Here is a 13,894-nt window from a genome sequence, read left to right as displayed (position 1 = left end):
CTGCAACAACCTCTAGTTTCATCAAATTAAAAACTATTCAAAATGAGAACAATCCTCCTCACATTATTAATTATCCCAATGTTAGGATTTGGGCAAACCCTAGAGCATATTGACTTTATCTCCCCTTTTCACGACGGTCTAGCAGCTGTAAAAAAAGGGAATGAATGGGCATTTATTGATCAAAACGGTTCTATAATTATTGACTTTAGAAGTGATTTGATACAGACCAAAACAGACAAGGGTAACTATCCTGTGTTCAGTAATGGTAAATGTATTATAACACATCAAAAGGATGGTATACTCTATTATGGCTTTATTGATAAAAAAGGAAAAACAAGTATCAAACCACAGTTCCTAAATGTCTCGAATTTTCAAGGTAACAAGGCCTTAGCATTAATAGTTCATAAAGAGACCATAGGTTATAATGATATCTTTAAAAAAGATGTGGTCAACTACCATTATTATGAAGTGATCATTGATGAAAACGGAAATGTTATAGACCATCTAACTCAGTTAGCTATACATATTCCTCCAAAATATACTAAAAGTAAAACTCCACCAATCATCACTTCTAAATTTATTTCAGACAGTCTAATTGTGGTAAAGAGCAATAACAACAAATGGAACTTAAAAAAGATATCACGTTGAATCCTATTCTAGTCGAATCTTAAGATATTTTAAAAAACAGTAACACACTAAATCATAATCAAATGAGAACAAAAAAGCTTTTTTTCAGCATAACTCTACTGGGATTAATTTACCTCTTGACAGTAGGGTTTATTAATTCTCCTAAAAGAGAATATACTTCAATAGAGCAAGACAAGTGGGTGGCTCCAGCAAGTGCTGATAAAATAAAAAACCCATTGAAAGGCGATGCAAAAGCTACTGCATCAGGTAAAAAGATATATAAAATGCTATGCTTTGTTTGCCATGGACCTAAAGGAAAAGGTGATGGTATGGCAGGCACAGGACTTACACCAAAGCCAGCAGACTTAACCAGCGACACTTTTCAATCACAATCAGATGGAGCAATCTTCTGGAAGATAGAACAAGGACGTTCACCAATGCCCTCATATAAAACTTCAATCCCAGAAAAAAAACGCTGGGAACTTATTAACTATTTAAGAACCCTGAAATAATGAAAAAGACACTAGTATTTATTGCAATTGTTATTTTAAACTACTCCACTTATAGTCAGACATATAACAATTTTAAAACAGACAGCACTAAAACCTCCGAGTCATTTAAACCAAGTAAAACTCAGTTTATGATTAGAGGGTATGGACATACAGGTTTAAATACTTTAAGCAATAGTGAAGAAACAGAATCATCATATGTTGGTTCTGCCTTTGCTCCCATTTTTTTATTCAAACATTCAGATAGATTTATGTTTGAGGCTGAGTTAGAGTTTGAGTTAGAAGGTAATGAATTAGAAGTTGGTTTAGAATATGCTAATGTAATGTATGTTCTCAACAAAAACATGACAATTCGAGCTGGAAAGTTTTTATTGCCTTTTGGGACATTTATGGAACGCTTACATCCTGCTTGGATAAACAGGCTTCCTACAAGACCTTTAGGTTTTGGTCACGATGGTATTGCCCCTTCTTCCGGCATAGGGGTAGAACTTCGCGGAGCTTTTGATTTAGGAGGACCAAAATTAAATTATTCTGTGTATTCTACTAATGGTCCAAGATTAAAAGATGGTAGTGATGAACCAGAAGAAGCAGGAATGCTTCTATTCCAAAATTTTGAAGATAATAATAACAGTAAAGCCTTTGGAGGTCGTATTGGTTTATTGCCTTTTGCAGATTCTTCAGCAGAGATTGGCTTTTCTGCATATTCAGCAAATAAAGTTGGCGCTAGTGATTCCGAATACAAGAATGTTGGAGCATTCTTATACGCCATTGATTTTTCCTATATAAAACAAATCCCTGCCCTTAAAGGCTTTATAGATATTAAAGGGCAATACAATAATTCCAATATTGATAACGCCACTTATATTGAGATAGAGGATGATATAGAGGAAGAATATACCTTCAACAATAAAAGCAACTCATTTTATACTCAGCTTAGCTATCGTCCAACAATGGCTAGTAGTGACTTTCTAAAAAAACTAGAAGTGGTAGGAAGGTATTCAAACTTTAATACTCCTGAAGGTGCCGAATGGGAAGAACAGTCTGATCAATATGCTTTCGGCCTAAACTATTGGTTAAGCTGGAGGTCTGTGATAAAAGTTGCCTATCAGACAACTGATAGTACTGGTGGTCACGATGGAGGTGGCAAAACTACCGGCTTCTTTGTACACTGGGCTATCGGATTCTAATAAACTTATAAAACAACAATTATGAAAACAATATATAAAATAGCTTCAATAGGTTTAATGTTGCTTATAACAGGAGCAGTAATTGTAAGCTGTTCCTCTACAAAAGATAAATACACAGCTGTAACGGCTGTTGAAGACGAATTTAAAATTGAAAAGTCTGGCGCACAATTATGGGGAGAGACTTGCAACAGGTGTCATTTAGCACCTTCACCAGCAGATTATAATGATACTGATTGGGAGACTATAAGTTTACACATGAGAGTTCGGGCAAACTTAACAGAAAAGGAAATCACAAAAATTGAGGCCTTTCTAAAATCTTCTAATTAACAACTAAAATATATTTCTTTCCATTTTTTATTTACATGTAAAGGAATGTATCTAAAATAAAAAACAATGAAAAACAATCACTGGATATGGATGGTCATCGGATGCGGACTGCCGTTACTTTTTATCTTTTTAGCACCTTCTTTCGGTATAGGTGGAGGCTCGTCCCTTTTCATCTTTATACTATTCATGTTTGCTATCCACCTATTTATGCCCCATGGTTCACACGGACATGGAAGACATAAACATAACAATCAGAATGACCAGGATAATAAACACAACCATTCAGAAGAAAAACACAAAAAGCATCAACATCATTAAAAAACATCTATGATAAAACAAAAATTTCAAATAAGCGGTATCAGTTGTGGCGGTTGTATTTCAAGGGTCAAGAAGACATTGGAAGAACATCCTAATATTGAAAAAGTAGAGATTTTTTTAGCACCAAAAGGTGCCACGATTATTTCTATGAACGAAACGCTCTCTGTTCAAGACATACAAAAGCAACTAGATAAATTAGGGGAATATACAATTACAAAAATAAATCAATAACAATTTTAAAATTAAAAATTATGCATTTATACGACGGACACTTTGGTGGAATGCACCTTATATGGTGGATTATATGGATTATACTTCTTGCTTGGATATTCTTTATTCCTGCAGATATTCCATATCAAAAAAACAAAGAAGAAAACCCTCTGGATATTTTAAAAAAACGCTTTGCAAAAGGTGAAATATCTAAGGAAGAATTTGAAGAATCGAAAAAGATTTTAAAATCAGACAGCTAATTAAAAAACTATAAAATTATGTACCGATTAAACGTAAAAAAACTGGGATTTGCCTTTGGTCTTACTGGAGCACTAATTTACCTAGGCTGTATGATCGTAATGTCGACTGCAGGAAAGGAAGGAACAATCAACTTTTTTAACAGCCTCTTGCACGGCTTAGACACTACAAATATAATCAGAATGGATGTTCCTCTATGGGAAGCTGGTTTAGGAATCATACAAACCTTTATACTCGGTTGGCTTGTTGGCGCCTGTATTGCGGCATTTTACAATGCACAAATTAAAATAAAAAGATAGAAAGCTTGTAAGATCTTATGCAGTACGTTTGGTTTATATGGTCATTAATTATTCTGGCACTTTGGGCAGTAATTTATCTCATAAAGAAAGATTCGAGAAAAGAAATGCTCAAGATGAGCCTAATTACGATGCCTTTTGGGTTTACAGAACCTTTGTTCGTACCTGAATATTGGATGCCTCCTTCGCTTTTTGACTTGGCTAAAAAAACAGGTTTTGATATAGAAAGCTTCATTTTTTCTTTTGCTATCGGCGGTATAGGTGTGGTGCTCTACAATCTTATTTTTAAACAAACCTTGGTAGAAATAACACATACAGAGCGGAATCACAGAAGACATCACTTGCATAAATACATCTTATTTGTACCAGCTATTATATTTTTAATATTAGCACTATTCACATCATTAAACCATATTTATTGCGGTACTATAGCAATGTTCCTAGGTGGTTTGGCAACATTATATTGCCGGTCAGATTTAAAAAGAAAGATATGGGTTGGAGGCATCCTGTTTACCATATTGTACTTCATATACTTTGGAAGTATTCTTCCATTTTATCCCCAATATGTGAAGTTGTATTGGAATCTCGATAACTTGACCCATATTCTTATTCTAGGAATTCCTATCGAGGAACTGCTGTTCGCTTTCACATTTGGGATGTATTGGTCTAGTTTATATGAACACTTGTATTGGCATAAACCGGTAAGCTTAAATAAAACAATTCACAATTAACAAAAAGTAAAATGAAACAAAGACAATTTAAACAACAGAACGTTGCATCTGTAATAACAACAGTAGAAAAACCAATCATTAAAGTATCAGAACTATCCATAACTATTCTAGTCACGCTTATAGTCTCGCTTATGTTTCTCTCGTGTTCTAATCAGAAAAAAGAGAAGACAGCAGCACTTTCGGTCTCAGAAACAAAACCCATTCAAATGAATTCAGTTGTTGTTTCTCAAACAACTTATGAAATTGTACCAAACGATAAAGTGTGTATGGTAAACGATAGGTATATGGGAGTTGAGCAAATACCGATTGATGTAGAGGGTATAACTTACTATGGGTGCTGCCAAGGTTGTGTTGAAAAACTTCAGAAGAACATAGATAATGTCCGCTTTGGTAGCAATCCGATCGATGACACAAAAATAGACAAGGCTAATGCCGTAATCGTTCAGGATAAAAGTAAAGGGAATGTCTTTTATTTCGCTTCAAAAGAAGATGCTCAAAACTTTATAAATAAAAATAGAGCCTAAAATATTTATTAATAAACCATAAAATCATGAAAATAGTATTGGCAATAGATGGCTCAGATTTCAGTAAAGCAGCTGTTGAGCAACTTAACAGAATGACCTTGCCTTCAAATACCGAGATTCACCTTATAAACGTTTACGAATTCCCCACAGCACTAGGCCCAGAATTAATGGCTATCGGCGGTAGCTTAAACCATTATTTTGAAGAATTCATAAACGGTGCTCAAAAACTAGGGAACGAGATTGTTACGGAAGCTAGCGATAACCTTAAGAGTATAAATAAGACACTTACCATAACTACCAGCGTTGTAAGTGGGTTACCTAAAATTGCCATTCTAGAAAAGGCTGAAGAATGGGATGCTGATTTAATAGTAGTTGGCTCTCAAGGTCAAGGTGCTCTCTCACGTCTATTATTGGGTTCTGTATCACAATATTTAGCCACCCACGCTAAATGTTCGGTAATGATTGCAAGAGATAAAAATAACAGTTAGAGTATCCAGAATAAATATGGAAGACAACCACATACATAATATACAATCAAAATCGGCTTGCAAAATAGCGGACAATATATGCCTACCAGATACCAATTGGCCACGCGTGGTTATTGTAGGGGGTGGTTTTGCAGGTTTGGCCTTGGTAGAAAAGCTAAAGAACAAAAAAGTGCAAGTGGTTTTGTTTGACAAAAACAATTTTAATCAATTTCAGCCATTACTTTACCAAGTAGCTACTAGTGCACTAGAGCCTGACAGTATTGTGTTTCCCTTTAGAAAACAGTTTAATGGTTATAAAAATGTGGTTTTCCGATTAGCAGAAGTAGAAGAAATTCAGTCTTCTTTAAATGTTGTTAAAACCAATAAAGGAAGTATTCATTATGATTACCTCGTATTAGCCACAGGAACTACTACTAATTTTTTCGGTATGGATTCCGTTGAAGAAAATAGCTTAGGAATGAAGGATATTAGAGATTCCCTAAACATTCGTCATATGATGTTGCAAAATCTCGAACAGGCCGCCATCACTTGTGATGATGAAGAACGTGATGCGCTGACCAATTTTGTGATTGTTGGAGGTGGACCTACAGGTGTAGAAATGGCAGGGGCATTGGCAGAATTCTGTAAATATATTCTTCCCAAAGATTATCCAGAGTATTCATCCTCAATAATGAATATTTATTTGATCGAAGCAGGAGAAAAGCTGTTAGGCACAATGTCGGATAAAGCATCGTCAAAAACCCTAAAATACTTAATGGATCTTAATGTAAAGGTGCTTCTTAATGAAGCCGTTACTAATTACGATGGCAATAATGTTTCTACAAAAAACGGAAAGAGTATTCTAGCCAAAAATCTCATTTGGACAGCTGGGGTTAAAGGTCAGTTTCCCAAGGGCATTGACTCAAAGCATGTAGTTAGGGGCAACCGCTTAAAAACAGATTCGTTTTTAAAGGTAGAAGGTTACGAAAATATTTTTGCTATTGGCGATATAGCAGCTGTTACTACCAATAAAGCACCAAAAGGGCATCCACAGGTTGCGCAAACGGCAATACAGCAAGGTAAATACTTGGGTACTGCATTATTAAAAATAATTAAGGGTGAAAGTGTAAAACCTTTTGAGTATAAAGATAAGGGCTCAATGGCAACCGTAGGTAAGCGCAAAGCAGTAGCCGATTTAGGCAAATTCAAATTTGGTGGTTATTTCGCTTGGCTACTCTGGTCTATCGTTCACCTTATGTCCATTAGCGGCTTTAGAAATAGATTGATGGTTGGTTTTAATTGGGCGGTAAGCTATTTCACTTACGAAAAGAGCAACCGCCTGATTATTAGAAATTTCAACAAACCATCAGAATCAAAATCCACAATCAATTCGCAACCCGCAGTAAAAAAAATAACAATCAATGATTAAAAGTACTGCATATAATAGCGTCTGGATCATTACGAATAAAGTGTTTAGTAACACAGGAATTGTACTTTTAATAGCAGTAACAATAGCTATGCTTTGGGCAAATTCACCTTGGCAAAGCACCTACCAAAATATTCTAAATACTACTATTTCATTTAGCATCGGTAATTTTCAATTGACCGAACCATTACTGCTCTGGATTAATGATGGATTAATGGCTCTGTTCTTTCTTCAGGTTGGCTTAGAATTAAAAAGAGAAATATTAGGTGGAAAACTATCAACACCTCAAAATGCAGTATTGCCTATTGGTGCCGCTATTGGGGGAATGGTTTTTCCAGCCCTTATATATTTTAGCCTTAATACTAGTGGCGAAGCATCACAGGGTTGGGGAATACCTATGGCCACCGACATTGCTTTTTCTATGGGTGTACTGGCTCTTTTCGGAAAACGCTTACCCATTGCATTACGTGTCTTCTTAGTAACACTCGCCGTCGTTGATGATTTAGGCGGTGTAATGGTGATTGCACTTTTTTATACTTCTGGTATATCCACTATGGATTTATTTCACGCCTTTCTTTTCTTTGGATTACTAATTATTGGCAATTATGCTGGAGTACGAAAAACTTGGTTCTATGCCATTATAGGAATAGGTGGTGTTTGGCTAGCTTTCTTCTTCTCAGGAGTACACCCTACCATTGCTGGCATACTAACAGCCCTAGCTATACCAGGTCGTGTAAAAATTAACGAAGCTACATTTTCGCAACGCCTTGCTGCATTACACAAAAAGTTCAAACAAGAAAAGCCCGTAAAAGGTTCGCTGATTTCTCATTCCCAATTAGAAATACTCGAAGAAATTAAAGTTACAAGTTCAGAAGCTCAAACACCACTTCAAAAACTTGAAAATGCCCTAAATCCATTTGTGAATTTTATCGTACTACCACTATTCGCTTTTGCTAATGCTGGTATTCACCTACATGGCAAAGTGCTGGAAGTACTTACCCACCCAATAAGTCTAGGAATAGGGTTTGGCCTCATACTCGGGAAATTTATTGGTATCGTCTTATTTTCAAAAATTTTGGTCTTTCTAAAATTAGCGAAACTTCCTAAGAACATTACTTGGTATCACATCTACGGCATTGCCTTTTTAGCTGGTATCGGGTTTACAATGTCCCTTTTTATAAACGAATTGGCATTTGCCGATGAGGAATTTATCTATACCGCTAAAGTCGGCATTTTATTTTCATCACTAATCGCAGGCATTATCGGTTCCATCATTTTAATAAAAAATCAAACACTTAAAACAATATAATATGAAAAAAATAGCAGTAATAGGATACGGAGTAATAGGAAAAAGAGTGGCCGATGCAATCAACATACAGGATGATATGAAGCTTTCTGGAGTATGCGATATCATAAGCGATTGGCGCATTCAAAATGCGGTAAGAAAAGAGTACGATATCTATTCAGCAACTGATGAAGCTGAAGACAAAATGAAATCTGAAGGCATTACAGTAAAAGGAAATATGCAAGAACTTTTAAATAAGTCAGACCTTGTTGTGGACTGCACGCCTAAAAAGATTGCGGCTCTAAATGTGACAATCTATAAGGAACAGAACATCAAATTCATATTACACGGTGGCGAAAAACACGAAACCACGGGGCATTCCTTTAGTGCCGAAAATAATTATGAATCGGCATTAAATAGAGATGCGACCAGAGTAGTCTCTTGCAATACAACCTCTATATTAAGAACGTTAACCGCGTTAAAAAGAGCTGATTTATTGGATTATGCCAGAGGGACGCTTTTAAGAAGAGCTACAGACCCTTGGGAAAGTCATTTGGGTGGTATAATGAATACAATGGTTCCCGAAAGAGATATCCCGAGCCATCAAGGTCCGGATGCTAAAAGCGTTGACCCAGAATTAGATGTGATTACTTCTGCGGTAAAAGTTCCAGAAACTTTAAGCCATATGCACTACTGGAATGTGAAGTTAAAAAAGCAAGCCTCGAAAGAAGAAGTTTTAAATGCTTTTAAAACGTCTAGTCGTATAAAGTTTATTCAATATGACCAAGGCCTAGTCTCAAACAATACCATTAAAGAAATGTTTTTGGATATGGGAAGACCTTGGGGCGATATGTACGAAGTTGCACTTTGGGAAGATATGCTAAAGGTAGTGGGAGATGAACTCTTTTATGCCTATATCGTGGATAACCAAGCTATAGTAATACCAGAAACTATAGATGCTATAAGAGCACTTACAGGAATTGAAACCGACGGAACAAAATCCATATCTAAAACCAATAAAAGTTTAGGAATTTAATTCTAATTAAAATGAAAACAAACAAGAACATTGTAGAATTGTTGGGCGAAAAAGCCTCCTACTATTTAAATCACGTTTGTGAAAAAATCACGAAAGACGAATTACAAACACCAAGTAATAAAGGTCTTGATAACGTTTTTATTAATAGCAATAGAAATCCACAGGTTCTACGCAGTCTTTCACAGTTGTACGGTCACGGAAATCTGTCAGGAACTGGGTATTTAAGCATCCTGCCTGTTGACCAAGGCATTGAGCACAGCGCTGCTTTCTCATTCTATAAAAACCCAGATTATTTTGACCCAGAGAACATTATTAAGCTCGCTATTGAGGCGGGCTGTAATGGAGTAGCATCAACGTTTGGGGTTTTGGGATTAAATGCCAGAAAATATGCCCATAAAATACCTTTTATTGTAAAGATTAACCACAATGAATTGCTAACCTACCCAAATAAATACGATCAGACTCTATTTGGGAAGGTAAAGGACGCTTGGAATATGGGTGCAATTGCCATTGGTGCAACTATCTATTTTGGCTCAAAAGAAAGTAACCGTCAACTTAAAGAAATTTCAGAGGCTTTTGAAGAGGCTCATAGTTTGGGTATGGCAACCATTTTATGGTGCTACACCCGAAACGAAGCATTTAAAACAGAAAAAGAAGATTACCATGCTGCTGCCGACATAACTGGTCAGGCAAATCATTTAGGCGTTACCATACAGGCCGATATCATCAAACAAAAATTACCAACCAACAATTTTGGTTTTAAACATATCGATTTCGGCAAATACAATGATGAAATGTCTGAAACGCTCACTACAGAACACCCTATTGATTTATGCAGGTTGCAAGTAGCAAATTGTTATATGGGAAAAATAGGATTGATTAATTCTGGAGGAAGCTCTAATGGCGAATCAGATTTAATCGAAGCTATTACAACAGCAATTATTAATAAGCGTGCAGGAGGTTCGGGCTTAATATTAGGAAGAAAGGCTTTTCAGAGACCTTTTAGTGAAGGAGTAGAACTATTAAGATTAGTTCAAAGTATTTATTTGAATACAGAAATCAATATTGCTTAACAAAACAGAAAATGTTTGAAACAGAGATAAAATCACTAAAATCATTTAACGCTTATTTGGTAAAACTGACAGAAAGCCGCCTATGGTTAAAAGTTATCATTGCCTTGTTCCTCGGTGTTGGATTAGGTTTGTTCTTGAGTCCCCAAAATGGCTGGATCTCTAAAGAAACGGCTGATGTGATAGGCAATTGGCTCGCACTTCCCGGCGTACTTTTTCTAAAGTTGGTTCAAATGATTATGATTCCATTGATTGTGGCATCTATCATTACTGGTATCGCTAGTAATGATAAGGATAATCTTAAAAAACTAGGTGGTGGCGTGTTACTTTACTTTTTGGGTACTACCGTAGTTTCGGTAACTCTAGGTACTGTACTATCACAAATCTTCAAACCAGGTCGTTTTTTACACCAACAAGCATCATTAGAACACAACAAAATAACTAACACTGCAACAGAAGATGCTGAACTTTCTTTTGGACTCGACACCATTCCTGATGCTATATCAAACCTACTTCCTGACAACCCTTTGGCATCAATGGTAAGTGGGGAAATGTTAAGTATCGTGATTTTTACAATCATTATAGGAATAGCCGTACTATCGCTTGAAAACTCTTTACTACGCCCAGTAAAGCTTGTTTTAAGTGCTATACAAGAAGTCTGTATGACAGTAGTAAAATGGTCAATGCTTCTAGTACCTGTTGCCGTTTTTGGTCTTATGGCTCAACTAACCTCTAGTGTCGGATTAAGTTCCTTATCTGGTTTAACATACTATGTGGGAGTCGTAATTCTTGGTCTTTTACTATTGGTAATTTTCTATTTAGGACTTGTTACACTATTGGGAAAAACAAACCCGTTTCAATTCCTAAAAAAAATTCGAGATGTTCAACTATTAGCTTTTTCAACAACAAGCTCAGCAGCTGTAATGCCCTTGTCGTTAAAAACCGCCGAAGAAGAATTGAAAGTAGATAAGACTATTAGCAATTTTATTATACCTATCGGTGCAACCGTCAATATGGATGGAACTGCACTCTATCAAACTATAACTACTCTTTTTATAGCTCAAGCCTACGGCTTGGAAATGAGTTTACTTAACATTATTGTAATCATCGTTACCATTGTTGCCGCATCAATTGGTACACCAGCTATTCCTGGAGGTGGTGTAGTGATACTCGCCTCGGTTTTGGGAAGTGTTGGCATTCCATCAGAAGGTATTATCATAATTATTGGTGTAGAAAGACTATTAGGTATGTTCAGGACTGCCGTGAATGTTACAGGAGATTTAACAGCTTGTATAGTGTTCAATACTCTATATGGTAAAAACCGGCTATTAGTTGGTATTGAAAGTAAATATAAATCAAGTTTTAAACTATAAATCAATGAATCCTAACAAAATAAAACATATAAGCATATTTACATCTGGAGGCGATAGCCCTGGAATGAATGCTGCTCTCTACGCCATTGTAAAATCTGCTGAAGCAAAGGGTATAAAAGTAAGTGGTTTTAGAAAAGGATATGAGGGATTGATAGATGATGATTTAATTCCATTAAAATCACACGACTTACAAAAGTCAATGCATAAAGGAGGGACAATTTTAAAAACGGCACGAAGTAAACGGTTTATGACTCTTGAAGGTCGTAAAAAAGCATTACTGACCTTAACAAAAAACAAAATTGACGCTCTAATTGCCATAGGCGGTGACGGCACATTTAAAGGTCTATTGGCTTTTTCAGAAATATGTGATATCCCTTTTATTGGTATTCCAGGAACCATTGATAATGATCTCACTGGAACGGATTACACCTTAGGCTTTGATTCTGCTGTAAATACCGCTATTGAAAATATTGATAAAATACGGGATACCGCCGAATCCCATAATCGTGTATTTATTATTGAAGTAATGGGAAGAGATTCAGGATATATAGCAATTCATTCAGGATTGATGATAGGTGCCGATGCCATACTAATTCCCGAAAGCGCAAAAGACTTTATATATCTACTGGACAAGGTTGAAAAATATGATAGTGAAGATGCTTTCCTTATCGTCGTTTCTGAAGGTGATGAAATAGGTGCCGAACTTGTTTCCTCAAAAATAAAAGAAATCAATCCCAATGTCGATGTACGGATTACAAAACTTGGCCACGTACAGCGAGGTGGAAATCCTTCTGCTTTAGATAGAATCCTGGGTATAAGGCTTGGAGTGGCAAGTGTAAATACTCTTTTACAAAGTGAAAAAAATGTCATGGTCGGTTTTTTAAACAATCAATTGCACCTAACCTCATTTAAAGAGGTGGTGAAGCAACATCAAGTAAATACTGAATTATACGAACTTTTAGAACTATTTGGAAAGTAGAAATGATAGAAGCTTTAAAAAATATCAATCCATTTATCCTCGGGCTACTCATAAGCCTAGGCATTGGTCTTATTCTGGGGTTAGAACGCGAGTATGATAAATTGAAGGAAGAACAAGGTTTTGCAGGTATAAGAACCTTCCCTATTGTTGCCATTATTGGTTTTATCTTGGGAAGTCTATCCATAACCTATACACCTTGGTTGGTTATCATTATTGCATCGGCATTCCTATTATTTCTATCGTTAAGCCATCTTTCTATAGTTCAAAAACATGCTATGACGGGTATTACTACCAATTTAGCACTATTTGCTACATTGATTCTGGGAGTTATGGTTGCTAATCATTTGCACAAAGAAGCTGTTGCCACTGCAGTAGTAATTGTTACTCTGTTATCACTGAAAACAACTTTTAATACTTTCATAAAAAACATTACTTCAGAAGAGCTTTTTGCCTTTATTAAATTTTCAATTATTGCACTTCTTATTTTACCTTTTTTACCAAATCAAGATTATGGTTCAGAAGGCTTACTAAACCCTTTTGAGATTGGGGCAATAATAGTGATTGTCTCTTTTCTGAATTTCATCGGCTACTTCCTTGTAAAATATGTAGGATCCCAGCGAGGAATCTTGCTTACTGCCATTTTGGGCGGTCTAATTTCAAGCACGGCTGTATCCTGGATCTATGCATCACGAAGCAAAGAATCCCCAGAACTGTCAAAACAATACGCCGCAGGTATTATTATAGCTTCTGCCATTATGTTTCCAAGACTTGCTGTATTAGCCTATATCTTCAACAATGCCCTAATTGCATTTTTAGTCGTTCCTTTCTCCATCCTAACATTTATTTGTTTGGTTAGTGCCCTCTTTTTTATGAAAAAAGACAATGAGGTTACCGAAACAGGAATTAATCTTGGTAATCCACTTAATATCTGGAATGCACTTGGTTTTGGAGCAATATATATAGGAATAGCATTTGCTGTTTTTTACGGCAATCAGTTTTTTGGTGAAAAAGGACTGTACTATTCTGCACTCATTGCTGGTCTCGGCGATACAGATGCCATAACTATTAGTATGTCAAAATTTGGGGTTTTAGAAGAAAAATTTGCTCTCGTAACAAATGTTATTCTTACCGCGACCATAAGCAATATGATAGTAAAACTAGGCATTACCTATTTTAAAGGTTCCAAAAAAACAAGAAAACTAGTAATGCTAATTTTTGGAAGTGTCATTATAGTTGGCATAACATATATATTAATACAATTAAGAAATTAA

Annotated in this window: 17 protein-coding genes; all 17 read left to right on the top strand. The window is 35.9% G+C overall.

Annotation, left to right across the window (positions count from 1 at the left end):
* Window positions 1-42: 42 nt before the first annotated feature.
* A complete protein-coding gene (locus MHM83_RS04975) occupies window positions 43-648 on the top strand; it encodes a WG repeat-containing protein (RefSeq protein WP_159612805.1) in 606 nt (201 codons plus the stop codon).
* Between the two features lie 116 nt (window positions 649-764).
* Window positions 765-1,139 (top strand): c-type cytochrome, encoded by a 375-nt coding sequence (locus MHM83_RS04970; protein WP_239178640.1) that lies wholly within the window; start codon window positions 765-767, stop codon window positions 1,137-1,139.
* Window positions 1,139-2,323 (top strand): porin, encoded by a 1,185-nt coding sequence (locus MHM83_RS04965; RefSeq protein WP_159612809.1) that lies wholly within the window; start codon window positions 1,139-1,141, stop codon window positions 2,321-2,323. Before MHM83_RS04970 ends, MHM83_RS04965 begins: the two co-directional genes overlap by 1 nt.
* Before the next feature lie 21 nt (window positions 2,324-2,344).
* Window positions 2,345-2,650 (top strand): cytochrome c, encoded by a 306-nt coding sequence (locus tag MHM83_RS04960; RefSeq protein WP_159612811.1) that lies wholly within the window; start codon window positions 2,345-2,347, stop codon window positions 2,648-2,650.
* Window positions 2,651-2,977: 327 nt separating this feature from the next.
* Entirely contained in the window at window positions 2,978-3,199 is a 222-nt protein-coding gene (locus MHM83_RS04955; protein ID WP_159612815.1) for a heavy-metal-associated domain-containing protein, read from the top strand.
* 20 nt (window positions 3,200-3,219) lie between these two features.
* Window positions 3,220-3,438, top strand: coding sequence for an SHOCT domain-containing protein (locus MHM83_RS04950; RefSeq protein WP_159612817.1), 219 nt, complete (start codon window positions 3,220-3,222; stop codon window positions 3,436-3,438).
* Window positions 3,439-3,456: 18 nt separating this feature from the next.
* The gene (locus MHM83_RS04945; RefSeq protein WP_159612819.1) at window positions 3,457-3,735 is read left to right on the top strand and encodes a DUF5676 family membrane protein; all 279 of its coding nucleotides are present in this window, start codon (window positions 3,457-3,459) and stop codon (window positions 3,733-3,735) included.
* A 113-nt stretch (window positions 3,736-3,848) separates the two neighbouring features.
* Window positions 3,849-4,463, top strand: coding sequence for a lycopene cyclase domain-containing protein (locus MHM83_RS04940; protein WP_239178636.1), 615 nt, complete (start codon window positions 3,849-3,851; stop codon window positions 4,461-4,463).
* Between the two features lie 206 nt (window positions 4,464-4,669).
* Window positions 4,670-4,987 carry a hypothetical protein gene (locus MHM83_RS04935; RefSeq protein ID WP_239178634.1) on the top strand — a complete coding sequence of 106 codons (318 nt, stop codon included), beginning with the start codon at window positions 4,670-4,672 and terminating at the stop codon, window positions 4,985-4,987.
* Between the two features lie 26 nt (window positions 4,988-5,013).
* Window positions 5,014-5,475, top strand: coding sequence for a universal stress protein (locus MHM83_RS04930; protein WP_159612825.1), 462 nt, complete (start codon window positions 5,014-5,016; stop codon window positions 5,473-5,475).
* Between the two features lie 16 nt (window positions 5,476-5,491).
* Window positions 5,492-6,883: an NAD(P)/FAD-dependent oxidoreductase gene (locus MHM83_RS04925; RefSeq protein ID WP_159612928.1), complete on the top strand. Its 1,392-nt coding sequence runs from the start codon at window positions 5,492-5,494 to the stop codon at window positions 6,881-6,883.
* Window positions 6,876-8,189 (top strand): Na+/H+ antiporter NhaA, encoded by a 1,314-nt coding sequence (nhaA, locus tag MHM83_RS04920; RefSeq protein WP_159612827.1) that lies wholly within the window; start codon window positions 6,876-6,878, stop codon window positions 8,187-8,189. The genes MHM83_RS04925 and nhaA overlap by 8 nt, the downstream gene beginning before the upstream one ends.
* Before the next feature lies 1 nt (window position 8,190).
* On the top strand, window positions 8,191-9,201 hold the full coding sequence (locus MHM83_RS04915) for a type II glyceraldehyde-3-phosphate dehydrogenase (RefSeq protein ID WP_159612829.1): 1,011 nt from the start codon (window positions 8,191-8,193) through the stop codon (window positions 9,199-9,201).
* An 11-nt stretch (window positions 9,202-9,212) separates the two neighbouring features.
* Entirely contained in the window at window positions 9,213-10,274 is a 1,062-nt protein-coding gene (locus tag MHM83_RS04910; RefSeq protein WP_159612831.1) for a class I fructose-bisphosphate aldolase, read from the top strand.
* A gap of 11 nt (window positions 10,275-10,285) precedes the next feature.
* Complete coding sequence (locus MHM83_RS04905) at window positions 10,286-11,644, top strand: dicarboxylate/amino acid:cation symporter (RefSeq protein ID WP_159612833.1); 1,359 nt, start codon at window positions 10,286-10,288, stop codon at window positions 11,642-11,644.
* A gap of 4 nt (window positions 11,645-11,648) precedes the next feature.
* Window positions 11,649-12,623 (top strand): ATP-dependent 6-phosphofructokinase, encoded by a 975-nt coding sequence (locus MHM83_RS04900; protein ID WP_159612835.1) that lies wholly within the window; start codon window positions 11,649-11,651, stop codon window positions 12,621-12,623.
* 2 nt (window positions 12,624-12,625) lie between these two features.
* A complete protein-coding gene (locus MHM83_RS04895; RefSeq protein ID WP_239178632.1) occupies window positions 12,626-13,894 on the top strand; it encodes an MgtC/SapB family protein in 1,269 nt (422 codons plus the stop codon).

The sequence above is a fragment of the Tenacibaculum sp. Mcav3-52 genome (assembly GCF_022347665.1).
Taxonomy (GTDB): Bacteria; Bacteroidota; Bacteroidia; order Flavobacteriales; family Flavobacteriaceae; genus Polaribacter; species Polaribacter mesophilus.
Note: the sequence above shows the minus strand (reverse complement) of the source record. Positions and strands in the feature narration are given on the sequence as shown.

Bases quoted from the DNA above. Each gene is read 5' to 3' on its own strand.
- MHM83_RS04975 (WP_159612805.1), top strand. From the start codon at position 43: ATGAGAACAATCCTCCTCACATTATTAATTATCCCAATGTTAGGATTT.
- MHM83_RS04965 (WP_159612809.1), top strand. From the start codon at position 1,139: ATGAAAAAGACACTAGTATTTATTGCAATTGTTATTTTAAACTACTCC.
- MHM83_RS04960 (WP_159612811.1), top strand. From the start codon at position 2,345: ATGAAAACAATATATAAAATAGCTTCAATAGGTTTAATGTTGCTTATA.
- MHM83_RS04955 (WP_159612815.1), top strand. From the start codon at position 2,978: ATGATAAAACAAAAATTTCAAATAAGCGGTATCAGTTGTGGCGGTTGT.
- MHM83_RS04950 (WP_159612817.1), top strand. From the start codon at position 3,220: ATGCATTTATACGACGGACACTTTGGTGGAATGCACCTTATATGGTGG.
- MHM83_RS04945 (WP_159612819.1), top strand. From the start codon at position 3,457: ATGTACCGATTAAACGTAAAAAAACTGGGATTTGCCTTTGGTCTTACT.
- MHM83_RS04940 (WP_239178636.1), top strand. From the start codon at position 3,849: ATGAGCCTAATTACGATGCCTTTTGGGTTTACAGAACCTTTGTTCGTA.
- MHM83_RS04935 (WP_239178634.1), top strand. From the start codon at position 4,670: ATGAATTCAGTTGTTGTTTCTCAAACAACTTATGAAATTGTACCAAAC.
- MHM83_RS04930 (WP_159612825.1), top strand. From the start codon at position 5,014: ATGAAAATAGTATTGGCAATAGATGGCTCAGATTTCAGTAAAGCAGCT.
- MHM83_RS04925 (WP_159612928.1), top strand. From the start codon at position 5,492: ATGGAAGACAACCACATACATAATATACAATCAAAATCGGCTTGCAAA.
- nhaA (WP_159612827.1), top strand. From the start codon at position 6,876: ATGATTAAAAGTACTGCATATAATAGCGTCTGGATCATTACGAATAAA.
- MHM83_RS04915 (WP_159612829.1), top strand. From the start codon at position 8,191: ATGAAAAAAATAGCAGTAATAGGATACGGAGTAATAGGAAAAAGAGTG.
- MHM83_RS04910 (WP_159612831.1), top strand. From the start codon at position 9,213: ATGAAAACAAACAAGAACATTGTAGAATTGTTGGGCGAAAAAGCCTCC.
- MHM83_RS04905 (WP_159612833.1), top strand. From the start codon at position 10,286: ATGTTTGAAACAGAGATAAAATCACTAAAATCATTTAACGCTTATTTG.
- MHM83_RS04900 (WP_159612835.1), top strand. From the start codon at position 11,649: ATGAATCCTAACAAAATAAAACATATAAGCATATTTACATCTGGAGGC.
- MHM83_RS04895 (WP_239178632.1), top strand. From the start codon at position 12,626: ATGATAGAAGCTTTAAAAAATATCAATCCATTTATCCTCGGGCTACTC.